General features: G+C 43.4%; 31 protein-coding genes. 4 read left to right on the forward strand and 27 right to left on the reverse strand.

Annotation, left to right across the window (positions count from 1 at the left end):
* The first annotated feature begins 5 nt into the window (after window positions 1-5).
* Window positions 6-167 (forward strand): hypothetical protein, encoded by a 162-nt coding sequence (locus tag ACFO6W_RS00090; protein WP_379993266.1) that lies wholly within the window; start codon window positions 6-8, stop codon window positions 165-167.
* Window positions 168-192: 25 nt separating this feature from the next.
* On the opposite strand, the gene ACFO6W_RS00095 is transcribed toward ACFO6W_RS00090, so the two are convergent.
* From ACFO6W_RS00095 to ACFO6W_RS00145, 11 genes are all read right to left on the reverse strand, one after another.
* The gene (locus ACFO6W_RS00095; RefSeq protein WP_379993267.1) at window positions 193-738 is read right to left on the reverse strand and encodes a hypothetical protein; all 546 of its coding nucleotides are present in this window, start codon (window positions 736-738) and stop codon (window positions 193-195) included.
* A 164-nt stretch (window positions 739-902) separates the two neighbouring features.
* Entirely contained in the window at window positions 903-1,934 is a 1,032-nt protein-coding gene (locus ACFO6W_RS00100; protein ID WP_379993268.1) for a hypothetical protein, read from the reverse strand.
* 58 nt (window positions 1,935-1,992) lie between these two features.
* Window positions 1,993-2,853, reverse strand: coding sequence for a hypothetical protein (locus ACFO6W_RS00105; RefSeq protein WP_379993269.1), 861 nt, complete (start codon window positions 2,851-2,853; stop codon window positions 1,993-1,995).
* Between the two features lie 110 nt (window positions 2,854-2,963).
* Window positions 2,964-3,155 (reverse strand): hypothetical protein, encoded by a 192-nt coding sequence (locus tag ACFO6W_RS00110; RefSeq protein WP_379993270.1) that lies wholly within the window; start codon window positions 3,153-3,155, stop codon window positions 2,964-2,966.
* Window positions 3,156-3,233: 78 nt separating this feature from the next.
* The gene (locus tag ACFO6W_RS00115) at window positions 3,234-4,709 is read right to left on the reverse strand and encodes a hypothetical protein (RefSeq protein WP_379993271.1); all 1,476 of its coding nucleotides are present in this window, start codon (window positions 4,707-4,709) and stop codon (window positions 3,234-3,236) included.
* Between the two features lie 52 nt (window positions 4,710-4,761).
* Window positions 4,762-5,091 carry a hypothetical protein gene (locus ACFO6W_RS00120; protein WP_379993272.1) on the reverse strand — a complete coding sequence of 110 codons (330 nt, stop codon included), beginning with the start codon at window positions 5,089-5,091 and terminating at the stop codon, window positions 4,762-4,764.
* A gap of 486 nt (window positions 5,092-5,577) precedes the next feature.
* A complete protein-coding gene (locus ACFO6W_RS00125; RefSeq protein ID WP_379993273.1) occupies window positions 5,578-5,817 on the reverse strand; it encodes a hypothetical protein in 240 nt (79 codons plus the stop codon).
* 110 nt (window positions 5,818-5,927) lie between these two features.
* Complete coding sequence (locus tag ACFO6W_RS00130; RefSeq protein ID WP_379993274.1) at window positions 5,928-6,587, reverse strand: hypothetical protein; 660 nt, start codon at window positions 6,585-6,587, stop codon at window positions 5,928-5,930.
* Window positions 6,588-6,606: 19 nt separating this feature from the next.
* Window positions 6,607-6,819: a hypothetical protein gene (locus ACFO6W_RS00135; RefSeq protein ID WP_379993275.1), complete on the reverse strand. Its 213-nt coding sequence runs from the start codon at window positions 6,817-6,819 to the stop codon at window positions 6,607-6,609.
* Between the two features lie 100 nt (window positions 6,820-6,919).
* The gene (locus ACFO6W_RS00140; RefSeq protein WP_379993276.1) at window positions 6,920-7,096 is read right to left on the reverse strand and encodes a hypothetical protein; all 177 of its coding nucleotides are present in this window, start codon (window positions 7,094-7,096) and stop codon (window positions 6,920-6,922) included.
* Between the two features lie 40 nt (window positions 7,097-7,136).
* Entirely contained in the window at window positions 7,137-7,568 is a 432-nt protein-coding gene (locus tag ACFO6W_RS00145; protein ID WP_379993277.1) for a hypothetical protein, read from the reverse strand.
* A 168-nt stretch (window positions 7,569-7,736) separates the two neighbouring features.
* On the opposite strand from ACFO6W_RS00145, the gene ACFO6W_RS00150 reads away from it, so the two are divergent.
* A complete protein-coding gene (locus tag ACFO6W_RS00150; protein WP_379993278.1) occupies window positions 7,737-7,988 on the forward strand; it encodes a helix-turn-helix domain-containing protein in 252 nt (83 codons plus the stop codon).
* Here ACFO6W_RS00150 and ACFO6W_RS00155 read toward each other — a convergent pair.
* The 15 genes from ACFO6W_RS00155 to ACFO6W_RS00225 form a co-directional block, all read right to left on the reverse strand.
* Window positions 7,985-8,665, reverse strand: coding sequence for an HIRAN domain-containing protein (locus tag ACFO6W_RS00155; protein ID WP_379993279.1), 681 nt, complete (start codon window positions 8,663-8,665; stop codon window positions 7,985-7,987). The genes ACFO6W_RS00150 and ACFO6W_RS00155 overlap by 4 nt on opposite strands.
* Window positions 8,665-9,159, reverse strand: coding sequence for a DUF4468 domain-containing protein (locus ACFO6W_RS00160; protein ID WP_379993280.1), 495 nt, complete (start codon window positions 9,157-9,159; stop codon window positions 8,665-8,667). Before ACFO6W_RS00160 ends, ACFO6W_RS00155 begins: the two co-directional genes overlap by 1 nt.
* A 148-nt stretch (window positions 9,160-9,307) precedes the next feature.
* The gene (locus ACFO6W_RS00165; RefSeq protein WP_379993281.1) at window positions 9,308-9,697 is read right to left on the reverse strand and encodes a DUF5053 domain-containing protein; all 390 of its coding nucleotides are present in this window, start codon (window positions 9,695-9,697) and stop codon (window positions 9,308-9,310) included.
* 47 nt (window positions 9,698-9,744) lie between these two features.
* On the reverse strand, window positions 9,745-9,909 hold the full coding sequence (locus ACFO6W_RS00170; RefSeq protein WP_379993282.1) for a hypothetical protein: 165 nt from the start codon (window positions 9,907-9,909) through the stop codon (window positions 9,745-9,747).
* 147 nt (window positions 9,910-10,056) lie between these two features.
* The gene (locus tag ACFO6W_RS00175; RefSeq protein WP_379993283.1) at window positions 10,057-10,329 is read right to left on the reverse strand and encodes a Txe/YoeB family addiction module toxin; all 273 of its coding nucleotides are present in this window, start codon (window positions 10,327-10,329) and stop codon (window positions 10,057-10,059) included.
* Window positions 10,320-10,580, reverse strand: coding sequence for a type II toxin-antitoxin system Phd/YefM family antitoxin (locus tag ACFO6W_RS00180; protein ID WP_379993284.1), 261 nt, complete (start codon window positions 10,578-10,580; stop codon window positions 10,320-10,322). The genes ACFO6W_RS00175 and ACFO6W_RS00180 overlap by 10 nt, the downstream gene beginning before the upstream one ends.
* A 466-nt stretch (window positions 10,581-11,046) precedes the next feature.
* Window positions 11,047-12,810 (reverse strand): hypothetical protein, encoded by a 1,764-nt coding sequence (locus tag ACFO6W_RS00185; RefSeq protein ID WP_379993285.1) that lies wholly within the window; start codon window positions 12,808-12,810, stop codon window positions 11,047-11,049.
* Window positions 12,811-12,812: 2 nt separating this feature from the next.
* Window positions 12,813-13,454 (reverse strand): hypothetical protein, encoded by a 642-nt coding sequence (locus tag ACFO6W_RS00190; RefSeq protein ID WP_379993286.1) that lies wholly within the window; start codon window positions 13,452-13,454, stop codon window positions 12,813-12,815.
* A complete protein-coding gene (locus ACFO6W_RS00195; RefSeq protein ID WP_379993287.1) occupies window positions 13,451-13,822 on the reverse strand; it encodes a hypothetical protein in 372 nt (123 codons plus the stop codon). Before ACFO6W_RS00195 ends, ACFO6W_RS00190 begins: the two co-directional genes overlap by 4 nt.
* 77 nt (window positions 13,823-13,899) lie before the next feature.
* Window positions 13,900-14,718, reverse strand: coding sequence for a hypothetical protein (locus ACFO6W_RS00200; protein ID WP_379993288.1), 819 nt, complete (start codon window positions 14,716-14,718; stop codon window positions 13,900-13,902).
* A 111-nt stretch (window positions 14,719-14,829) separates the two neighbouring features.
* Window positions 14,830-15,810 (reverse strand): hypothetical protein, encoded by a 981-nt coding sequence (locus tag ACFO6W_RS00205; RefSeq protein ID WP_379993289.1) that lies wholly within the window; start codon window positions 15,808-15,810, stop codon window positions 14,830-14,832.
* Window positions 15,811-15,917: 107 nt separating this feature from the next.
* A complete protein-coding gene (locus ACFO6W_RS00210) occupies window positions 15,918-17,951 on the reverse strand; it encodes a hypothetical protein (protein ID WP_379993290.1) in 2,034 nt (677 codons plus the stop codon).
* 10 nt (window positions 17,952-17,961) lie between these two features.
* Complete coding sequence (locus ACFO6W_RS00215) at window positions 17,962-18,909, reverse strand: S49 family peptidase (protein ID WP_379993291.1); 948 nt, start codon at window positions 18,907-18,909, stop codon at window positions 17,962-17,964.
* 51 nt (window positions 18,910-18,960) lie between these two features.
* Window positions 18,961-19,341: a hypothetical protein gene (locus ACFO6W_RS00220; protein ID WP_379993292.1), complete on the reverse strand. Its 381-nt coding sequence runs from the start codon at window positions 19,339-19,341 to the stop codon at window positions 18,961-18,963.
* 66 nt (window positions 19,342-19,407) lie between these two features.
* On the reverse strand, window positions 19,408-19,905 hold the full coding sequence (locus tag ACFO6W_RS00225) for a hypothetical protein (protein ID WP_379993293.1): 498 nt from the start codon (window positions 19,903-19,905) through the stop codon (window positions 19,408-19,410).
* A 797-nt stretch (window positions 19,906-20,702) separates the two neighbouring features.
* Here ACFO6W_RS00225 and ACFO6W_RS00230 point away from each other — a divergent pair.
* The gene (locus ACFO6W_RS00230; protein WP_379993294.1) at window positions 20,703-21,527 is read left to right on the forward strand and encodes an MBL fold metallo-hydrolase; all 825 of its coding nucleotides are present in this window, start codon (window positions 20,703-20,705) and stop codon (window positions 21,525-21,527) included.
* A 56-nt stretch (window positions 21,528-21,583) separates the two neighbouring features.
* Here ACFO6W_RS00230 and ACFO6W_RS00235 read toward each other — a convergent pair whose 3' ends face one another.
* A complete protein-coding gene (locus ACFO6W_RS00235; protein WP_379993295.1) occupies window positions 21,584-22,306 on the reverse strand; it encodes a pirin family protein in 723 nt (240 codons plus the stop codon).
* Between the two features lie 282 nt (window positions 22,307-22,588).
* On the opposite strand from ACFO6W_RS00235, the gene ACFO6W_RS00240 reads away from it, so the two are divergent.
* Window positions 22,589-23,359: a hypothetical protein gene (locus ACFO6W_RS00240; protein ID WP_379993296.1), complete on the forward strand. Its 771-nt coding sequence runs from the start codon at window positions 22,589-22,591 to the stop codon at window positions 23,357-23,359.
* Window positions 23,360-23,377: the final 18 nt, after the last annotated feature.

The following is a 23,377-nucleotide window of genomic DNA, read 5'->3' on the forward strand; positions in this document are numbered from 1 at the left end:
AATTTATGGAAAAACGTACAAATGTGCGACTAACTAAAAGCCGCCCTACTTATCACAAGCAAGGCGGCAGAATCAATAAAAACCTAACACAAACCATGAAAAAAACGAAAAATGAAGAAACAACATTCGTTGAAGCAAAGGCGATGCAATTATCTGTCTACTGTTAACTGATAACTGCTAACTGTTTACTGATTACTTCCCCTTCAGCATATCATATCCCTGCCGGCGTATCATGACCGTCCAGCCATATGAAGGCATATCGTAGGACAGCCAGGGCGTGATAATATGGTCGGCCTGGAAGTTCTTCAGCCAGGGAACACATTTTTCTTCCTGAATCATCATGTGGCGCATCCGGCAAAGCATATCGAGCGCACGGTCCGATTTGATGGCTCGCTCTGCCAGGTCGTTATTGCTGTCGCGCCCCGGAAAGGCTATCGTGATGGCTATCAGGAACGATTCGCGGCGCACGTTCGGCGGGGCTATCTCGTTCTCGATCTGTCCGTAGTCGACAAACATAAAGCAGTCCTGGGCGGCGGAGATGGCGCTTGCCACGTTCTGCGTGTCGGGTCCGAAAATATAATGTTTCACATCCGGAAGCAGGGCCGGAGGCAGGTCGTTCACCTCCTGCATCCACTGCGCATACTCCGGAAGCTCCGAGCGTCCGTTGTTAAATACTTGCAGTACCCCGGCTTTCTGCGGGAACCGCGCGAAGAACATAAATATATCTTTTACCAGCATAGTTTTTTTTAGTTACGAGTTACTTTTTTAGTTACGAGTTACGAGTTACAGGTTACGAGTTATAAGTTACGAGTAGACGAGATACGAGATACGAGTTATTCACTGCTTACTGTTTACTGTTTACTGTTTGTAACTGCCCGTAGGGCGCAGTAACTTGTAACTACTTAAATTATCGAATTAATTGTATTAATATCCAGCCCTGTCTTCTCCGCTATCTCCGACAGCTTCATATCCGCGCTGTGCAGGGTGCGCACGGCATCTATTTTTTTCTTCCGGAGGATTTCGAGGTATTCGGTCAGCGACATATCACCTACTTTGTCGATATCGCCGTAACCGTCTTCCGACAGCGCGTAGATACCTTCCTTTAGTCCGACCGAGAGCTTGTTTTTACCTGTATCCTTTCCCCGCTGCCACAGGATGCTGAAGTGTGTTTTGGTAAATAGCATCAGTACCAGCGCTTGGAAGTTCAGTGCCACGGCTTCGAGCGTTGCCGGATCGGCAGATGCGAACAGGGCGGCATTTCCGTGTGCCCGGTCTGGTGAATACGTGCATGGACAATAGAGTATCGCTGCCAGCAGGGGCAGCAGCTCCGGATTTTTGGCTATGCCCGAAAGGCATTCCGAGGCGTCGACATACTGGCGGGCTGTAAGCGATACGGACAGCAGGGCGCAGGAAGTATTGACGGTATAGCCCGGATAGGAGCTTTCGCCAATGGTGAGATCTGGCAACAACTGCGCGGCAAAGCAGGCATCGAGTTCATATATATATTCCGCACGGCGCAGGACGCGGCCTTCCGGTGAATCGGGCAGGTCGCCCGGCTCCGTTTTACGTGCTATACGGCGCAGTTCCGGAGACAAGCTGGCCCATACATCCTTCGGGTACCTGATGGAGAAAATAAATGTGATTTTCGACTGCAGCAGGTACAGGTTCTGCGCGATGGTGTCCTCATGTTTCCGGGGGATATAACGCATATCCACGCTCAGCACGAAGATAACGAAACGCAGGCGCACGTCTGACATGGACAGCACCCCGGCAGCATACATCCTGAGCAGCCCCGCCAGGTGTACGAATTGCTCCGGAGTCAATGCCTCCCAGCTGTTGGGGATGGTGTAGGGTTTACCTTTGATTTCTATATCCAGCCCCCCAACCCCCCGTAGGGGGCTTTCAGAGAGGGTATTTGTTTTTAAATCATTCATATTATTCTATTTTTTAGGGTAGGGGCTAAGCCTCCCCTCCGGGGAGGTTGGAGGGGCCTTACATTAAATAATACTTATTCCCTTCATCATTCAGGTTGGTCCCGGTATCCACATCGCCGGAACTATCCGTAAGTGCCAGGTCTATATTACCCAGCAGGCTGTCGGCGTCGGACAGGAAGTTGTCGGCCATATTGGTAAGGGCGTCGCGTTCGTCCTTACCGTTGCGCGAGAGGGTGTTGTCGTCGAAATAGTTACGTATGGTCGGCGGCAGCTCTATGATGTCGAATTGCAGCAGCGTGCGGGCAATGATGGTATATACGAGCGCTGTATCGAGGTTAGGCAGTAAATCATTCCGTCCGGCGGCATTCAGTTTTTCGTAATATCCGTTGAAAGTCATCAGCAGCTCTTTCTTCTGAATCGGCACGGTACGCATAAAGTACAGGTACGACGTATCGATGCTGTAAAAGGCTTCGAAGTCGAGCACGGTAAGCAGGCGCAGGCCGTCCATCTGGCGGGCTATCCATGTATTGCTCCAGTTATAGGCCGGATCTTCGCTCAGGATATGTAGGAGCGAATCCATCGCGTTGTGGTAGTTGTCGATATACTGCCGGCGCATAGCCTCCAGCTCGTACTTGTAAGTATCAGCTTTTTTCTCGTGCCGGTTGCTGACGGTAATAAATATATGATAGCCGTACATGATACGATTGGCCCAGGCGGATCGCAAATACATCAGGGCATCGGTATCCGTTTCCCCGGCTATCTGTGTCCAGATGCTTTCGGAGATAACGCCCGTGATGGACTTCCGCGCGGAGATGGCCATGGCATTCAGCGAAGCGAAATTAACGCCCGCTTTTTCGACGCCGGGAGCCGCTTCGGTGAAGTCGGCAAGGGTAGGGAAGAGTTGGGTGAGAACTAACATATAATTAAGAATGAAGAATTAAGAATTAAGAATGAAAAATTGCCAATGTTTTAAGCTAATAGCTGTTAGCTAATGGCCAATAGCTTTTTCATTGGCACATTAATTAAATATTATTCAGCAATATCTACGGAATCGGAGCTAAACCAAGGTTCTGTTATTCGTCCGTCAGACGTTAACCGGGTTAATCTAACAGATACATAACCATCAATATACTCAGCTATAGCGGTTATTTTACCTTCGAATCCTGATATGGAATCTTTTGCCTGTTTTCCTTTCACTGTTTCAAAATCAATCTTTTTCATTTTGCTTTTTTTTTAAAATTATTTAATTTATCACTTATCACTCTTAGTTTTTCACTGTTTACTGCTTACTGTTTACTGTTAACTGACATTCAGCGAATCCATCCGTTTATTCTCCGACACCTGGCTCTGCCGGCTCGGTATTTCCCGGTAGTAGCCGATCCTGTATCCGGCTTCGTACTTCTTCGGGAAATTCACCTGAAGTGCATAATTGAATGCTTCGCTGCAAATTTCGTCGTCGGCGGTAAGCGAGGCCAGATATACGATGTAGTTGTAATATACATCGGCTCCCGACTTGGAGATAACGCCCTCCTGCGATATGCCCGTAATGGAAGGGTCGAGCCCCATCGACGACACGAGCACGCCATCGACACGCTTGTCATAGGCGATCAGAGCATCGATATATTCCTTGTACTTCATGTCGATGGTTTCGAAGCGCCAGCGCTCTTCCTCCTTCGCGCCGGTACGGAACGAATAGGATACGAAGCTCTTGCCCTGGTTGTTCTTCCCGGACAGGAATTCGGTAGCTTTCTTTATCTCCGAGTTCATATAGCGCACCAGGAACGACTCGCTGTAGTCGGTGCCTATGTCTATGCCGTTGTAGGTAAGCAGGGGCTTGCCATCAGCCTTGCGCTTCTTGTTTTCCTCGCAGATAGCCTTTATCTGGCTGCGTTTGGATACGATCCACGCGTCCGGGATAATGATATGTATCTTGGCCGAAAGCGAGTTCTTCAGGAACGAGTTGATATAGTCGGGGCTGTCGTTCGCGCCCTGTATCCAGGGTTTGGTACCTAAGTACGTTTCATTACAGCCGTAGAAGTCGCCTACCGTGCTTTGCTTATGGTGCGAGATGGCAGCATACCGGTAGCGATGAATTTCGGCGATATCGAAGCGCGGATAGATCTTGAACTTGGTAGTGGCCAGTCCCCAGGCGCCGAAAGCAATGTAACGGAAATCGCTGTAGTTGGGAATTTCCATCAATGCATCGAAGGTCTTGGCCGTGGCCAGGCGGCAGTATTTGTTTTCGGCAAGCTCGATGCCTGTAATCGGGTAGCCGATGCCGAACTGCGCGCCTATGGAGAAGCGGTGCTTGGCAAAATAATCGTAAAACGTATAGAAACGCCGGATAAGGCTCATGGCGAAATCGGTATATGAGGCCTCTATACCGTTCTTTTGCCACGACTCCAGCCAGCGGAATACTTCCGGGTCGCGGTACCACTTGCGCTGGAGCGTGCCATCTTCGCCCGTGGTGATATAATAGCCGTGCGGGCCTTTACCGTACAGGAACTTCACCTGCTTATCGATCAGCCGGGGATGCAGGCGGTTACGCTTGATGGTATACTCGATTTCCTCACACTGGAGGTTGTGCTCGCCGCGGGCGTATACGTTATACCCGTTCACATTGAGCCACATCGGGATAACTGGCTGCATCACGGCCTTTTCAAATCCGGGATCGTTCAACACGGAGCTGTTCATCGGGCGGTCGCCGATCTGGAACGTCGTTACCGTGTCTTCGGCGATGCACAGGCCATAGTTGCCAAGGGTGGAGATTTCCATGTTTTTAAGTGAAAAGTGAAAAACTAAAAGTGAAAAATTTACTGTTTACTGTTTACTGTTTACTGCTAACTGATATGATTTTCCTCAATCTATAATTATCCACAGCGAAGCCGATATAGCGCATCAGCACCCGGTAACAGGTACGGGGCTGGCCGTCGGCATCGCTGTACAGGAAGAAATTATCGGAGTCGATGCTGAACTTGTCTTTCGGCAACTGGGTACGGAAGGTGCAATGTTCCTTCGTTACCAGCTTTGCCGATGCTTTCCCCTTCGATCTCGAATAAGGAAAAAAGCAGATCGTAAACCTGCATTGCGGCTCCGGCAATTGCGATACTTCACGCGCCAGGCGCACGGCTTCGGATATGCTGATCGTTTCTTCCATGCAGCGAAAGTAGGAGACGGCTGTAAAAAGGGAAAGGACAAAAAAAGGTGAAAAGTGAAGAGTGAAAGGTGAAAAATGGCGCGGGGGGCTTTACAGTAAAAGTAAGCAGTAAGCAGTCGATTCAGGAAAAAATCGGTTTTTGCTGCCATATATAGGAATCAGTTAACAGTAAACAGTTAGCAGTAAACAGTCGGTTCCGAAAAAAAATGCAAAATCGCCGCCATATATGCGGAAACAGTGAATAGTGATCAGTTAACAGTAAACAGTGCCGGAAAAATTTTTCAAAAAAAACGCTAACTGTTTACTGTTAACTGAAAAAAGCCCCGACCTTCACAGGCAGGGACTTCAACAAACTAAAATTTAAACTTATTATACATCGAAAGATTATTGTTTTACAAAGATAAAGTTAATTGTTTAGTTACGAGTTACGGGTTACTTTTTCTTGTAACTTGTAACTGCCCGAAGGGTACAGTAACTTGTAACTAATTAACTATTCTCCCTTATAGTTATCTCCACCGTATATTTATTCCCGGTGAATATATGCGTATCACATCCGGGCGACTTGGTACGCGATACCTGGAAACAGTCGCCTTCTCCCAGGCCGTCAGTCTTGGCCTGCATTTCGCCGACAAAAGCGAAATAAGAATGTATATACGCTATCATAGCGCGGAACCTGAGCGCCTTGTTATCTGCAAGGGGTTTTGATTTTGGTGTTTTGGTAAGCATATGAATATGAGTTAGAAGTTATGAGTTAGAAAAAAAAATGCGTTTTTGCTGCCATATATGTAAATCAGTTAACAGTTATCAGTTATCAGTTAACAGTGCCGGAAAAAATTTTAATTACCGGGGACGCCTACCAACTGATATAACAGCGTAAGCGGCGTGAGCTTTCGGATGTCATGGATACCGACCCTGTGGCCTCCGGCGTGTATCCGGATATCCGACGCGCCCCGAAACGCTTCCCGGTACAGGTAAGAATAGGCATGTAATACGGCGTTTTGTGTGCAAGTTCCCTCTATAGTATGTGTCATCAGGCGCCCGCCTTTGGATGTGAAAGCTATATCCAGTGTTTTCAGCTCCGGAGATATCGGCCCCCTATCCCCCGTAGGGGGAACTTTTTCTACTTTATCTGTAGCCTCCCCTTGGGGAGGTTGGAGGGGCTTTAACTGTTCACTGATTGCCTCCGGCTCCGGTTTCAAAATGGATTCACCGGCCATATATGCAGGGGCGAGCGCTCCATCCGCGGCAACCTCCGGAGATTTTTTTTCATTTTCCACTATCAACTGTCCACTGTCCACTATTGACGGGCGCAAGTCCCGGCTGATGGAGGCGCCGGACACGGTTATTATTTCGTCCTGGTACTTGCCGGTTATCCGGAAGTCGTGCCAGTCATCGCCGGGCATAGCCGGGAAAGGACCTATGTAGTTTACTTCCATAACGCCGCAATTGGTGTTGTATATGTAAGTGTGTCCGATTGAGAGAGTTACAGGGTTCATAGGGGGTATAAGTTATGAGTTATAATATTATTACATTTTCGATTCGCCCGGCCGTTGAACATGTAGAAGGGTGTTTCTTATATTCATTGCCCCATTTGCTCATTACCTCGTCAGCCTGAACGGTTACAAAACCGTTTTTTATTTCGGTTACAATACCTTTCACTTTCTTATAAAATGAACCTTCCGGCATTGCTACTATCTCTACTCTCTCACCTATTTGTATTGCTTTCATATATTATTTATTTTTAATTAGTTATTCCCGTTGTTTAATTGCAGCCCCCGGGAGCTGCAACCCATCACAATTTATTATTGCCGACTTTGGACGGCGGGGGTTAATTAAAATTAGGCTCCGGGATCCAGTCCCTTATATCGTTTACCTTTGTGATAAACTGGCATTTTAGCCAGTCGTTCATATCGTTGCTACTCATATAGGCTTTGTTAAGGGCCTCGATTTCTATCGCTTGCTTTTCGCTTATTTCTTTGCCGTCTAAAAAATATCTTGCTTTCATATGTTTGTATGTTTTTGGCCCCCGGAGGGGCCGGGGTTAATTATCTTGGTAAAGGGAAAATAAATTCATGCCTGTGTACTGGTTCGTGATCAGATCCGATGTAAAACAATCCGTTCGCGATGCCTTTCACTTGTTTTTTACAATTATAATATGTGTCGAATACGTATTGTCCGATGACAGGGGTCGCCGGTTCATCTTCCTTATTCTCTACAGTTAATTCTTCAGGTTTCACAGCAAACCAATAGCAATCTATATCGAGATATACACATCTGCCATCTTCAAGAGGTGTACGAAAACCTAAAATTGTATGTCCTTCGAACTTAACGCCGTAACCGTTCGTAAAGGTTACCTTATCACCTGTTTTTAAATCAACTCCGGGGAGGCTATCCAATACGTTTATATTACGGGATTTTGCCCAATTCTTAAAATCTGTAGCGTGGATTTCGTTTCTGTTTAACTCTGTTGCTTTCATTGTTGTTTAATTTTAGTTAGTTATTATTTCTGATACAAATGTAAAGTTATCACTTTTCATTATCAAATTATTTGATAACTATTTGCTTTACGTTAACATTATTTATGAAAAGCGATAGCTTTACAAAACTATAACTATGTACATTTGTATCAATAACAATGTATATTTATGAGTTTACGTATAAAGGAAGTATTGAAAGAAAAAGGCTTATCGATAAATGAAGTAGCTGAAATAATGGGAATATCTAGGGTAGGGCTATCACAGCACATAAATGGCAATCCCTCCTCTGAAGTGTTGGTAAGAATTGCAAAGGCTATAGGATGTAGCGCATCAGAATTTTTTGAGCCTTTAAAGGAAAATATAATAATATGTCCTAAGTGTGGTAATAAAATGGAAGTAAAAGAAAAAAGCGATGGTTAATCATCGCTTTTCTTATCTTTAGGAAATAACATAATTTTAAGGCTTATATCTTCATTGTCTTCATAGGCATTTTTATACGATACATATACATTGTAACCATATTTAATAATACCATTTGTCACTTCTGGAGATAGCGAGGCGGGTATATATCCTATATGTTCTCCTTTACTTATAACTTTTACGGCGAAGTGATCATGTTTATTTGTAGGTTCTCTTTTTAAGTGTACAGGATCACCAACTCTCAAGTATCGAGCTACATATTTTGCGTTATATGATCTGTAATATATACCATTTACCCAGCATTCAATTTTTCTTACTTTAAATTTCTTTGGTTTCTTTTTTTGTTTTTCTCTCTCCTCAATAAAAGTAGAATATAGTATATCATCTATAGGGTTTCCCCTACTTGGATTTGGCGGCTTATAATCTATAAAACCTTTTGTTGTATAAAACCGTTTATATCCATCCTTTAAAGGTGGCTCTTTAGTATTATTTTTCTCTCTCTTAGGAAAATCTATTCTACCATCAGGATAAACCTTTATAGGCTCTTCAGTTTGAGATACCGGGATATTTTTACTATTATGTTCTTTTTTGTTTTTCTTATTTTTATATGGCTTGAATAGAATATATATAGAGTAAAATATTAAGAAAAGCAATACCACATAGGCAATAATTTTCATTACCAATCATCATTATTTGCTTTAATGCCAGATTCTAAACTAGCGATTATTTTTTTTACTTTCGAGTCAAATAGTATTAATGGGGCTTCTTTACAATTTTTAAATAAAGGGAAACTTTCAATAGATCCTTTCATGGGTTTATTTAATCCTGGAACAAAGGTATCAACTCCGAAATCAGATATTTCATATTTATATCTTCCATCTTTAAATTGTATAGTTAAAGTGAAAGTATATATTTTATCAATAATACCCTTAGCTACAATTACAGAATTAACAACTTCACTTTGAACAACATCTTTTGAGATTACAAATGTTTTACCAAGCCATAATTTAGCATTGCTATATAAGGTTGCAGAAGATGCATTATCCACTATTACAACACCCTCATAAAATACCCGTCCGTCTTTAAATGGTACAATTTTTTGACAATCAATATTTTGTGATTTAGATGCAATTGTTGCAAATAATAATAGTATTAATAATACTTTTCTCATAAATAGTTTAATTTTAGTTTATATTAAGTTTTAGCAAAAGTATAAAAAAATTTAACAATCATATATTTAAGGTCACAATTTGCGACCTTGAACAACAAAAAAAGCCCCGTACGGCTCGATACGGGGCTTAGTGTCAAATATAAGCTATTTATAAAGAAATGCTTACCGAGCCTAATTTTTTAGATAAGTCATTCAGGGCGTATTTAAGTTTATCTATTTCTGCCTGGGTAAACCTGGCAGGCTTGCCGTTTACCGTATTGCCATTTATGCGCTGGTATAACCACGCATCCGTTTTATTGAAATAAGTCTTTGCAATATATACCAGGGAGACGGCGGGTATTATATCCTGTAGCTTTTGTTTCATTGCCAGCTCTGTAGCTTTGTCGGCGGTATCCTTTGCAGATTCTACCAGGGAGGCGGCGAACTTGTCACCATCTATATCTATTAGTTCCTGCATTTGCCGGTCTATATCATCGCGTTCCTTATCTGTAGACGCTTTTACAAATGCTGCTTTCAGTTCATTTATCTTTTCTTTCATAGGATTTTGTTTTTGTCCCCCTTCCTGATGGAGAAGGGGGGCTTTTGTTAATGTCCGATTTCTTTTAATTTCTCTGTTATTATCTCTATTTGCTCGTCAAAGTATTGCTTTAGCTTTTCAGACCTGGCAGATACTTCTTTGTAATAGGATAGAAGAAAGATAAGTTCTTTTTCAAGTTCCTTCTTTTCTTTTCTCATTTCCCGGTTCAACATGTTAAATAGCTTTTATATTTGACTATACAAATATAATAATGTTTTCATTATTATGCAAGAATTTCATTGTTTATTTTCAGTTTTTTTGATATAAAAAAGGCGCCGGTTCTGGCGCCTTCCCCGGATAAGATCCCGGGCAGTTATTTATCACTTCTTCGTATAATGGTATCTAAGGGATAATATATATACCTCTATCATATCTTCATGTACGGAATATATAATACGATGCTCTGCATTTATTCGTCGCGACCAATAGCCGGTAAGATCATGCCGCAAAGGCTCCGGCTTTCCTATACCGGTAAATGGGTGTTCTTCTATATCTTCCAGAAGGCGGGTAATCTTATTCATAATACCAACGTTGCCGCTTTTCTTCCAGTACTCGATATCTTCCAACGCCTGAGGGGAATAAATCATTTCCATAGATCAGGTGTTTTTATAGCTTTACCCTTACCAGCTTTCAAGTCATTTTCAGCGGCTTTTATCCGATCTACCATAATCGGCGAAACCTTAATATACTCGGTTTCTTTTATAGAATTGTATTCATCCAGGGAGAGAACTACAACGCTCTCGTTGCCGGATCTGTGTACAATTAAAGGCTCACTATCATTAATAACCTTATCAAGATAACTTTTAAGATTATTCCTTAATTCTGTGTAACTTGCTGTTTTCATAATTCTATATTTTATTTATAAGTACAAATGTAAGTACAATATTATGTACTTACAAGTTATTTGATAATTTTTTTTACAGATTATAATAAATATGCCAGGCATCAGATATTAATGCCCTCCCTGGTATATCTATATCATTTCCTATTGTCCACACAAAAAAAATGGTAATCAATAACCATATATGTAATGTATATATAAACATCTGTGTATCAGAGTAAAATATCATGTGAATGTTAATGTTTTATTGAAAATGTTAATTTTAACTTAAATCACATTTCCAGGGATCCACCCCTCCTGAAATGCGCCGGATTGAATTAGCGTTCGCGGCTGTCTCGAAAGATGTAAAAAGTTTTATCTTTTTTATTTTTCAAAATAAAGATTGATTTTTAACGGGTTGATAAGTCAGCCGATGTAAAACAGGTATGATTATATAGCTAAAAAGATAAATTTTAGAGGATAAAATGCCTCAAATGACAGTGTTTTCAGGTAAATTGTCGGGGATTGAGCTGAATTCGTTAGGTAATAAGTGTCCATAACGGCCAAAATAGAAGTAGATAAGCGCCGATGGTAGCTGCGTGGATCTTCCGGCCTGTAACTTCATTGGTATTTTCTTCTCCGATGTCTTATCAAGCTCTATTTTGCCGTCTATAGTCTTTTTCATAGGGCTAAGCATGATGGAAGAACAGAGGTTCGGGCATTGGTTTTCGCAAATGTAAGGGCGCGGAAAGGCTGCGAACTTGTTACTGAAGATATAATCCAGTAACTTCTTTTGCTGCCAGTAGTAGATCGTAGGCTGTCCCTCGTTCATTAGTTCTACATAGAACCCGTAACGTTCGAGTTCGGCCTTCAGAAGTCGGGCGTCTGTGGTTATTTGCTCCAGTTCCTCCTTTGTCTTATTCCCGGCGCGGTCGTAGTACAACTTGAGATGTTTATTGCGGGCATCATCACCGAAGAAGTTGTAAAAATCGAGAGCAAGGTGTGTCTGATCTGCAGGAGAGTAGCATGTGAACTCTTTGATCGTACGGACTTCCTCCCCGAACCGTTTCTCCTGGGATACCGTGAGGCTCTGGAATTTGCCGGGGTCATAGCCAAGAAGCAATTCATCGTCCGGATTGTAATATTTGAGATAGCCAGCAGTAATGCGGAAGCCTCCCATGAGCTCTACCTTCAGCAACATGTCGTTTTTATAACTGTCGCTAAACTGGTGTACCTTGGGAACGTAGTTTGCAAAGAAGCGGTCGACAACGGCCCGGATCCGGATAGCACAAATAGCCGTCAGGAATTCTTCCATATCGAGTGTCTCCAGCTGCGTTTTGAAATACTTCTGTCCCAGGAAGTCTTTATTTACGAATGAAGATGCACGCATGTAATAAGAAGCCTGTGTGCGCATTCTGCGAAGCCGGTCCTGCCATAGATATAAAGTTTTAAGAGCCTTTTCGTACTGAGGATATAAGGGAGTGATTTCCGAAATATGGCGGCGCTTTGCCTTAATTTCGTTCTGAAGCCACTCGAAATGCATTTTTATAGCCATAGCATCATTGACAGGCTTGGCGACGGAAGCAATTTCGTTAATCAGATCGATATTCATATTGGATTCGTATTCTTCAAACCAGTTATCTTCACCCAGATCGACGCGAGCCGTATCCGAAACACCGGTTATACCCTGATACAAATGGTGATTGCGAACATCGCGGTTGTCACTACCACGAAGCGCAGGGAAAAGACGTGTTTTAAGTTTCTCTCCTTTATTATGCTTCATCTCCTCTATGAAAGCATGTACGCCGGACCGGCCAGCTACGGAATCGGGTTGATCGGATGACACCAGCTGGAGGTTAAAACCATTGCGGAGCACAATAGAATGGCGCGGGTAATGTATCGGATAGCGTGGGCGTGAAAAATGCTTTGGTAGCTTGGCCGTGCCTATTACATAGTCGATACCTTCCTCTAACATGCACCGTTTACCGTTAAGAATAGGTTTATTGAAATAGGATAAAAGGTTAGGAACAATATTTGACAACAGGGCTGCATATGTTTTATGTACCAGGAAAGCTAATTCACGGGGCATAGCCTCAGATACACGTAATATACGAGGTCCCATAACGCCCTCCGTTTTACCTCCGGCACGGGCTATCTCGGCTATGAGAACATTCGGGTCGATCAACGTGGCGCGGAGCTGCGCCATGTTCATGTAATATTCCTGCGTCCAGTCTACCTGTTCATCCCAAATCATAATCAGTCGCTTTCTATTACTTCGTATGGAGTATCCGGTAAATCCGCGTCTATACGCAGCCTCTTTTTCTCAGGTTCGTCGACAGGCAGGCTATTTATAAGATTGAGATAATAACCTTCATTGTCCTTCCGGGCGATTTCTTTAAGGCTTTTTTGCTCAAATCCCAGATTTATAATGCTTATATTCGGCGAAAGAAGGAATACCGGTACAAAGCCCGTATCAAGGCTGGCGGCAATACTTGATTTCTCCCGGCATTCTTCCGCGGCTTTGCGGAACATGTATGCGGCACGGAAATCTTCGGCCTGGATGGCTTTTTCGGCGTCTTCCTCGTATTTATTGGCAAAATCTATATACCAGACCTTATCCGACACAACATTATCGACATGGAAGTATTCTATGGCTGAATAGATGCGCTCCTGACAGGTCCGCAGGCTTATTTTCTTTTTGAACTTGGCGACAATACGGACTTTAAGGCTTTCGGCAGCCTTGGAGATATTCCGGTTCTTATCATATTCCTGGTACGCCATGGATATTTCCTGAAGCCATTGCTGAGTTTCAGGAGGAATACCTTCGGATTCTCCCGTTTCAAGAAAATGGGAAATTATGGCCGGATCCAGTTTGGATAATATTTCGAAATGTGTCATAGTCTATTGTTCTCTATTACAGATTCAAATACAGATTTCGTTTCGGTATGCTTTTGCAGGAGGGCTTTGTCGGTATCCCGGTGATCGATCCGCTTATCGCTACGGAGATAAGACTCGTATCGTGAGATGTTGCAGCAACAGCGGTTATATTCGTCCATAAAGCGGGTATGATCGAGGGCGAACAGTTCCTCCAGCCTGGCATATGTACTCCGGTGGGTAATCAGCGGATGTTTCTGGATCCACTTGCCGGTATCGTTGAATGCCTGGAGCTCCCTGAAACAAAGAAGGTTCCTGATGCGCAATTCTGCCATTTCCATTACAGCCCTTTCGGTCGGCCTGGTATCGAGCAGTACATCAAGAACCTTCATCTGATTATGTGTATTTATCCTGTCGGAGTAAATCAGGGTCGCCGTTTTAACGTCATCATCGAGGTAATTTCTCCACTTTATTTGGGGGTACTCTTCTTCTTTGAGACGCTTTTTTTTTCAATGGTGGCCTTATTCTCCAGGTCGGCTTCCTTAACTGCTAATTCGGCGGCCTTTTCGGCTAATTCGCTTTCTTTTTCATCCAGATCTGCTTCCTTATCTTCGAGACCTTCCTCCTTATCCGACAGTTCGCTTTCCTTTTCGTCCAGTACCGCTTCTTTCTCTTTCAGAGCTTTAGCAGCAGTTTCTGCTTCAAGTTTTTTACGTTCCGCATCCTCCTGTTCTTTCCTGAGTTTTTCTGCGGCATCGGCTTCAAGCCTTTTACGTTCTGCCTCTTCCTGCTCTTTTTTGAGCTTGGCGGCAGTTTCACGGGTAGTAATGGCTTCGGCAGTCAGTTGGATGTTAAATTTGTCGCCTTCGACAAGAACCAGTTCGATCTCTCCGGGAAAAATATCTTCGTCTATAGGCCAATCCAAAGCAGCAATAAACAAAAGCAAGCCTTTTGATATTTCATCAATAAGATGCTTTATATCGATCGCTTTTTCGATATCCACCTTAGCAATATAACGGGCAAAACGCTCCCTGAGGGTTTCCGCCTGTGCTTTCTGGAACTTCTCCTTCGCAAACTGCCGGCGGAATGCAACTATGTCGCAATTGGCAGTAAGGCCAAGCAGAGCATACAATACGTCGTCCGCGTACTTCTGGTCCTTGCCCGAAGGTGCCGAAATCAGGGGATGACGCTTATCGATCGTTTTCAACAGGGCTAAGTCTGCCTCCAGGTGGGAGACAGACCGGAGCATGTTGAATTGTCCTCTTTTTTCTCTATCTAGTGAAACCATAATTTTTAAATAGTTATGAGTTACGAGTTACAAGTTACAAGTTACGAGTAACATTTTTCCTGTAACTGTAACTGCCCGAAGGGCGTAGTAACTCGTAACTAATTAGTTAATTTATATCCTGTTTACTTCTATCAGCGTATTGGCGTCGAATACCTTCAGATTCAGCTGAGAGCCTTTGGATGCCGTCCATGTGGCGCCATCCACCAGGAGGAACGGACCACCATCGGGAACAGTAGCAGCATAGGTTTCACCGTCGCCAATCAGGGTGATAACCCTTCCCACGTCGGCGGCTGTTATGCCGGATACCGCGTTAATAGCATATGTAGCTGCCGTGCCGTCAGGAATGATATAGCGGTTGTTGCCGGCAACTACTGCCAATGTGGTACTGTCGGCTGCATTGGTTGCAGGATTCTGCTGTACAATGGCGCCGATGTATGTCCATGGCAACTGGATGGTTATCTGGGTAAATGTCATGGTCAGGTACTGGCCGTCGGCGTCATCCTTGTATTCATAGCCGCTAAATACGACACCTTTACAGGCATTGCCTATACCGTACATATTACCGGATTCGCAATGCTTGAAGATTATTACGAACTTCAACCCGAAATAATCTTCCACAAAATTCTTCAGCTCGTCGCGGGTACCACCCATTACGGCAGTAAAGGTATTCGTCCCGTTTGCCACTATCGCGCCGGCATCTTTGGTACCGGAGGATAAAAACGTAGGTACGGAATGCGTATCGAATGCATGCATGAATTTGCCGGGCAGCATCGGAATAGTCGTGACCTCCCGATTCGCATTAACAGTAGGGAAAGGAACGCTATCATCGATATCCTGCACAGGTATCGGGTATATCTTATCCCCGATGGCGGATCCGGCGACTTCGCGATCCGGAACATCATTTATAGATACCATGGCGCACATGGCGTAAGTTCCGGTACCGGAACCAATGAGGATATTATACAGGGCATTGTCAGGCTCGGATACAGCCCCGTACACGGTAAGGGCAATAAAAACAAAGCCAATGATCATCAGAAAGCGAGACAGCAGCATATGGCGGCGCGCTGCGGCTTTCCGATTAACGTATTTCATATGTTTATCTAAGTGAGTCATATTTTTAATTAAATTAAAAGTGAAAAATTAAAAGTGAAAAGTGAAAAATTTTTCGTTCTTCGTTTTACACTTTTCACTCTTATTTATTATCGTACTCCCGGTACGTTAGGTTGCAGGGCGGCATTGATAGTGCGGACGCCTCCGACTGTACGCTCGAGCTCGAAGAATTTCGTTTTATCCGAATTCGGAACCAGCATGATATAGTCGCCTACGGCTGTAGGATTGAATGCGGCAGTGATCTCCGAGAACTTGCCGGCCTTGGCTATTGTCGTAGGATTAGTATCGCTTCCGATCTCCAGGATATAGGCTACCCCGTCGCGCGGAGTAGTGATATCGGCCAGAGCTGTAGCGGCGGTATTGTCCTGCGTAACGAACCAGAAGCCTTTAGACCCGTCGATAGTGGTAGATCCATCGACAAGGAAGGAAGCCGGTTTATTCATAAATATACGCTGGCGCATGAATTTGTTGGCATCGAGAGCGGCTTTGGTATTAAACTTAATGCCGACGAAAGAGGCGGAAGAGCCTTCTTTCCATACGCTCCATGCCTTGTATATCTCCATTCCGCGCTCGAACTGCAAGGCAAGCATTTCGCCCGGCAGGTATTCAATACATTGCAGGTTGCCCGGTTCCTCTATCAGGATAAACGGAAGATTACCCTCATTAGGCAACCAGATAATAGGCGTGTCGATATCCGGTACCTTGTTCATCATATTGTCGGGACCGGTGAAGTCAAGATCCTTGCCATATTTTGCACGACAGTTCTTTTTCCACCACAGGCGGTGATTGGCATTCAGGATAACGGAAAGCCTTTCGAAAGGTACTGTATAGTCCTCGGTGATTGCCAGTTTGATATCTTCCAGCATATCCTGAACGGTTTCGAGGAATGTAGCTTCAGTATAGCCCATATAGGCTGCATCGTCATGAATTTTGAGTTTGAACTCATGCGCATAGCGGATAAGTGTATAAATAATCCCTGTGGACGAGTTCAGGTAATGTCCCGGCACTCCCGTTTCAGGATGTACGTAAATACCCATTACACGGCGATGGTTCTGCTCGCTGATGGCCTGAGTCATTACATTCAGTATCTGCCATTCGATAATCGACCACTTCATCGGGTCGGAGCCTTCCGTATTCAGGTAACCGATATACATGCGCTCGATTTCCTTCATCGGCTTGAAGAGCAATTTTATCATTGCGTCATCGACGTATGCCAGTTCCGGCTGAAGCTCCATCTTGCCCTTAAACACTTCTCCTAACTGCCATGCCTGAGATACTGTGTCAAAGAATGCGGAGAACATGATCTCGCGGTCCTGAACACCATAGCGGCGCGGGAATACGTTGTATACGTTATACAATGTAATCAGGCGGGCGATCAGGGCATCCTGGCGTCGGATCAGGTAGTAATCCGGAAGATTGGCAGGATTTAGTCCGGAATAATCGTTTGTAAATTCCCCGGCCATCAGGCGCGTAGCGTCGAGCATGTTGTTTTGCTTCAAATACGCATAACGCTGTGACAGGCTTTGCCCGTAAGATTCGAATTCCCGGGTAAACTCTTTTGTTTCAGCTTTAGTAGGCTGCGGACTCTGGTTCAGATAATTCGGATTCGCTGCAATCTTGTTCCAACGCTTATCGAGCGAGAACATGGAATGAGTAATACCCAGGAAATGGGTTTTGTTTGTACCCGGCCCGTTGATATTAAACACAGGCTTTGTTTCATCTTCCGGCTTATCCATATTGGCACGTGCCGCCAGGGCTTCGATAGCGTCAGCCATTTTCTGCACGGCAGCTACAGGATCGGTATTGTCCGAAGGCTTCGGAGGCTCTTTACCGTCATCGTCACCACTGTCATCGTCATCGTCGCCAGTAGATCCTACAGGCATTACGCGGTTGGCAATGTCAAGAATCTGGTTTCGCTGCTGTTCTGCCTGCGCACGGGCGGCGTTCTCCTCCTGGAGAGCCGCGGCAACATCGGAGTCAAAGTCACGCCCCGGATTTTGTGTATTATATTCCGAGGCTACGCTCTTCCAGTCGTCTTCTGACATCTTCTTATCTTTCGATTTATCTGTCAGACCGAGTATTTGAAGAACGGTGTTCAATGCTTGAAAAAAATTAAATTTCATTTTACTATAATTATAAGTAAGACATTAGGGATTTCCGGTTATTCCGCCTTGTGGCCCATTCCTTCCCCATAGCGTCAGTTTCGGCAAGCGCGGAATCAAAAGAGGTAAGACCGTCTATCAGCGTTTTTTCGATAGCCGGAGGTGAAGCATAAAAGGATTCGCCGCGGAAAACAGGATCGTCATCAGGAAGGTCATTCAGTTGCGGACGGGCGGCGCGGACGGCAGCCTCGAATTGTTGCTGCAGCGGATCCAGTTCCTCACGGATAAATTGTTCGGGTTTACCTTTCAGAAGATCCTCGTATTTTTTGTTTTTCAGGTCGGAACGGGTCGCGACTTCACGGATACGCGTAATACCGATCTTTTCTAAGTATCCCATGATATTAAGGCCGTCGACCATGGTGCCGATACTGCCTATCAGGTCATTTTGTGTCAAAGCTTTAACGACTTTACCATGCACACCTATATAATAAGCGGCGCTGGCGGCTACTTTTTCCACCAATGTATAAACAGGCTTATCAAGGCCTATAAGCGTTTTTGCCACTTCGTCAAGATACCAGGCTTCGCCGCCTCCGGACTTAACGTGTAAAAAATGAGCGTTGATGGAAGGATTGGCTTCGGCTGCCGTAAGATCCTGTACAAACTGCTTTGAAGAGAACCACCAATAAGAATCGGCCATAATCAGGCCTTTGACCGGATGGTAGGCGATGGATCCGGGCTTAATTTCGTCGGAAGAGTAATCGGTAGTAGTATAAATTTCCCGCTCCGGAGTCGAAGCTAATAGCGGGACAGACTCCAAAGCCATGCGGGCCTTGTAGGAAGGATAGTCTTCTCCGGAGAAATTAAACTTATCCGCGAAATGGATAACAGAAAACAACGCGGCAGCCAGTTCGGCCTCGGAGCAGAAGAAACGCGCCGAAGCCGAAGAAAGCAGGGAAATGAGTTGCAGGTAAGGATTCATACACTATTGTTTGACACAAAATTGTGCAAACAATAGCGTGGTGGAAAGGACTTATACGCTAGGGAAAACGGTTGTTCTGAGAGCTACGGATAATATATCCTGCTGCATGCCGCTGACTATGTATGCGACAACGGGATATTCAGGAGAGCCATAAACGGTATGGGAGCCATCGGTATAATATACGATCATGATGCATGTGCGCGCATAACCGTATTTAGCGGCGACCGCCTCCGGAACCTTGTCTATTATAATATCGCGTGTAAGCGAGAAAACGACACCGGAATCGGTAAGATCCTTATCCATATCGACATTGAGACTGGCAGATGTTAGTTTGTCAAAAGAGCGTCCGGGTAGCGGGTATACATTTATATTATCGGCGGAAGCAATATCTTCCATTAATATTATATCGAAAACAGAGCATATTTCTTTCATAAAATGTTAAAATTTACAGGACATCGGTGGACGAAAAAAACATTGGATTTAACATTAAAATTAACATTAGTCATAAGTACGAAGTTTACCTTCCTTTTCCATGCGGGCACGGTAATATTTTTTTACCAGGGCATCGCAATGCTGCGCATAGTCGATTTTATATATTTCGCAAAACCGCTCTATCAGAATTTTTATTTGCTGGTCCGTATACTCCCTGGTAAGGGATAAGGTACGGAAAAATAATTCGTCGAACAGGATCCGGATATTTTTTTCAAACTCAATCTGTTTCGACAGGGGAAAATAGTAATAAGAATCGGGTCTTTTGCGGACATTGTCGCGTGTACCCAGCGAATTTATATAGAGTTTCAGTTGTCTTTTGCGGTAATGAACGGGCGGGATAAACTTGCAATCTTCCGGTACTTTACTCAAAAGCCTGTATAATAGCGTACCTATATAATGATCCGGAGGAACAACAGCCGCATAATTCTCTCCATCGAGCAAACCTGTGATAAAGGCTGCCAGATAAGAATCTATATTGACTATTATTGAGTTTTGCGAGTTCATATTTTTATCAATTACAAATCAAAAGTATAAAATATATAACAGTTATTAGAGGCTTATTGCTTTTAATAATTCGATTTTGATAATATATGGTATTATATTGTCAAATAGGGGAAGATATAGGAAAAATAATAAAGGTATCTGGTCAGTATTGCTCTTTTTATCGATGGGAATTAGATTAGAAAGATGATTATTTTTAAAACTTCGTCAATTTTGAGCGATGTTTATGTCGAAATTGTGGTTGTACTTAATATTTATGTCGTGGTTCTTACACATTATATAATATATAGATTAAGATTAAGACCCCCTCTATCCCCCATGGGGGAAGATTGGAAGGGGGAATTTTTTTTTGATTGTTTTAAGGAAAGAATTTTTATAAGGGATAGATTTATTTATTTCCGGGTGGTATTTTGCCTGTTTTTATGGCTTACGGTGAGATTTATAAGCATGTCTTGTATCTCTGTTAGGCAAGCTTTAATAAACATGCGGAAAGGGCTTTAAATTCGATTTTGAGATTCTTGAAAAAGAATTAGAAAGGCATTTTTGCTACTTCGTCAAAAAATGACGAACTTTATAATTGATTCAGAATAGTTAATTATTTGAAGAGAAAGATGATGCTTTGTTGACATATGATGTAATTTATAAGATTGTAATAAATTGATAATTATATTGTTATAAGTGTAAATAGTGTGGTTGTGAGAACCGTCTCTTTCTTTTTTTAGCCAACAGTTAATAATCAGGAACTTGTATCTTGTTTTACTTATAATTTATAACTCATAACTTTTTTATATCTTAGAGGTATGTTTGACATTAAGATTATAGAAACAGGGTATATCATGGCCGACGGCGGGGCCATGTTCGGGGCTGTGCCAAAACGTGCATGGCAGAGGAAATACATATCTGATACCGAAAACCTGTGCCCGCTGGCTATGCGGTGTGTCCTGGCGGTAGCAGATGACCGCCGGATACTGATAGATGCCGGGATGGGAGATAAGGATCTGGATAAAGTATCTTATTACCGTCCGTATAACTTACAAAATGCAGTTGAGGCTGTAAAACAATCAGGATATACACCCACGGAAATAACGGATGTAGTGCTTACGCATCTTCATTTCGATCATTGCGGAGGTGCTACCCGTAAGGATGAAAGAGGCGAGCTTGTACCTTCTTTCCCGAATGCCCGCTACTGGCTTAGCCGGGAACAGTGGGAAAATCATCTGAAGCCTAACCGTTTGGAGAAAGATTCTGTTTTTGCAGATAATATCCTGCCTGTATACGATTCGGGGCAATTACATTTAATAGATGAAGATACGCTATTATGCGATGGGGTTGAGTTGCAACTTTTCGACGGACATAGCGAAGGGCAGCTGGTTGTATGTATCAATACTGATGACGGAGTATATGCCTTTCCCGGCGATCTGGTACCGACATCGGCTCATGTGCCGCTGGAATGGATTTCGGCTTATGATATTTGTGCGCTTACATCATTGTCCGAGAAAGAGCGATTTCTGGCTGATGCCGAAAAAAAAGGATATACGCTGGTCTATTGCCATGATGCGAAAGTAAAGACAAGTAAAGTAAAAAGGCTTAACGATGATTATATAGCTTCGGATAAGGATAAATAAAAAAGCCCGGAGTTTTTCCGGGCCATTCATCTCGCTTACTTACACATTACCAATCATTAAAATTCCATTGGTACATCTATTAACAAGATACGTGCATTATCCGAATCGGCAGTTATTTTAACGGTATCGGTTTCCTGTATGCCGAAACCGTCGCGGTGATGTAGTTTCTGCCCTTCGACAGAAAATTCACCTTCTACCACCATGGCAAAAACGCCGTTGCCTTTTCTTTTTATCTTATACTCTATTTCCTTTCCTTTTTCAAATGTACCGATATTGAACCAGGCATTCTGGTGTATCCACAATCCGGTATTATCTGCGTCATCTTTCGGGCCTACTATCTGTACCAACTGGTTCTTGCTGTGTATGTAGTCAAAGGCCCTCTGATCGTAGCGAGGCGTCACATTCCTCTTTTCGGGAAAGACCCAGATCTGAAAGAAGTTCACAGGTTTGTCTTCATTCGAATTGTATTCGCTGTGGGTGATGCCGGTTCCCGCACTCATAACCTGTACTTCTCCGGCGCGTATTACTTCGGTATGTCCCATGCTGTCCTTGTGTTCCAGATCACCATACAAGGGTATGGATACGATTTCCATATTATCGTGAGGATGTGTTCCGAAGCCTTCCCCTCCTTTTACAATATCGTCGTTCACTACACGAAGCGCACCGAAATTGATACGTTCCGGATTGTAATAATTGGCAAAACTGAATGTATGGTATGTGTCCAGCCATCCATGATAAGCATGTCCTCTCGAAGATGCGCGGTACAATGTTGTCTTCATAAGATATTCCTTTCTGTTTGTCGTGTAAATATTTTGAATATAAACACTTTAATTGAGATAATGTTTTTTTACACCACAAAGTTAACGCTTATTTATGTATTTGTAAAATAATAAAAATTATACATATTAATAAATATATTTATAGTTATGGGTATAGATTCCCCATTGTCGCCTCTTTTATTTTCCGGAAATATGAAAAAACATATATTTAATAACAAATAGCCTTTTTTAACAACAATAAATTATTAACTTTACAGTTAAAGTAATTAAATACGGAAGGTTATGAAAAAACTGGTTTTTATATTACTACTGGCAATTTCAGCTACTGTGTATAGTCAGACAGAAGTGCCCAAGGATAGTTTTCCTCCTTTGAAAAAAGAATCGTTGAACCTGAATGAAAAGCTTGACAATTATCTGCAGTTCAACAATGAGAATGCGACTAATCAAACCAAAACAAAAGCCCCGCTTTATCATCCTTTAATAAATGAGGATGACATGTATAGACTCCCTGACGTAAGTCTGCCGCCCCTGGATGTTTATTTGGGTCCGCCTCTTGAGAGCAATACGTTTACGAGTTTTCCGTTCGCCAATGATTTTAGCTTTTATGGAGGACAGACCTTTTCTGACAGGATGTGGTTATCATCGTCGTCGTCATACAATACATATCCTCTGCTGGGGGCGACAAGGAACGTAGGCCTGAACTTCAACTATCAACCTCTCGACTGGCTGGTTGTCTCTGCCGGACCTTACGGGGCAAAATATAACTTGTTTGGCGCTACTTATAATGATGTAGGCGTTAACGGGGCTGTTAAATTTATCCTGCATGACCGTATCCGCCTCAATGGTTACGGGCAATATTCTGTCAATGGCGACCGCAACGGAGTGGCCGGCCCATTGATGAATATGTATCCTCAGACTTATTATGGAGGTACTATAGAAGTGAAAATAACCAAAAACTTCGGAATAGAAGGCGGAGTGATACGCGAATTAAACCCGTTTAGCGGGAAATGGGTGAACAGGCCTTATTTTGTGCCTGTGTTCTACACTAAATAAGATTGAATCAGTTTGTGG

Source organism: Dysgonomonas termitidis, assembly GCF_042654545.1.
Taxonomy (GTDB): domain Bacteria; phylum Bacteroidota; class Bacteroidia; order Bacteroidales; family Dysgonomonadaceae; genus Dysgonomonas; species Dysgonomonas termitidis.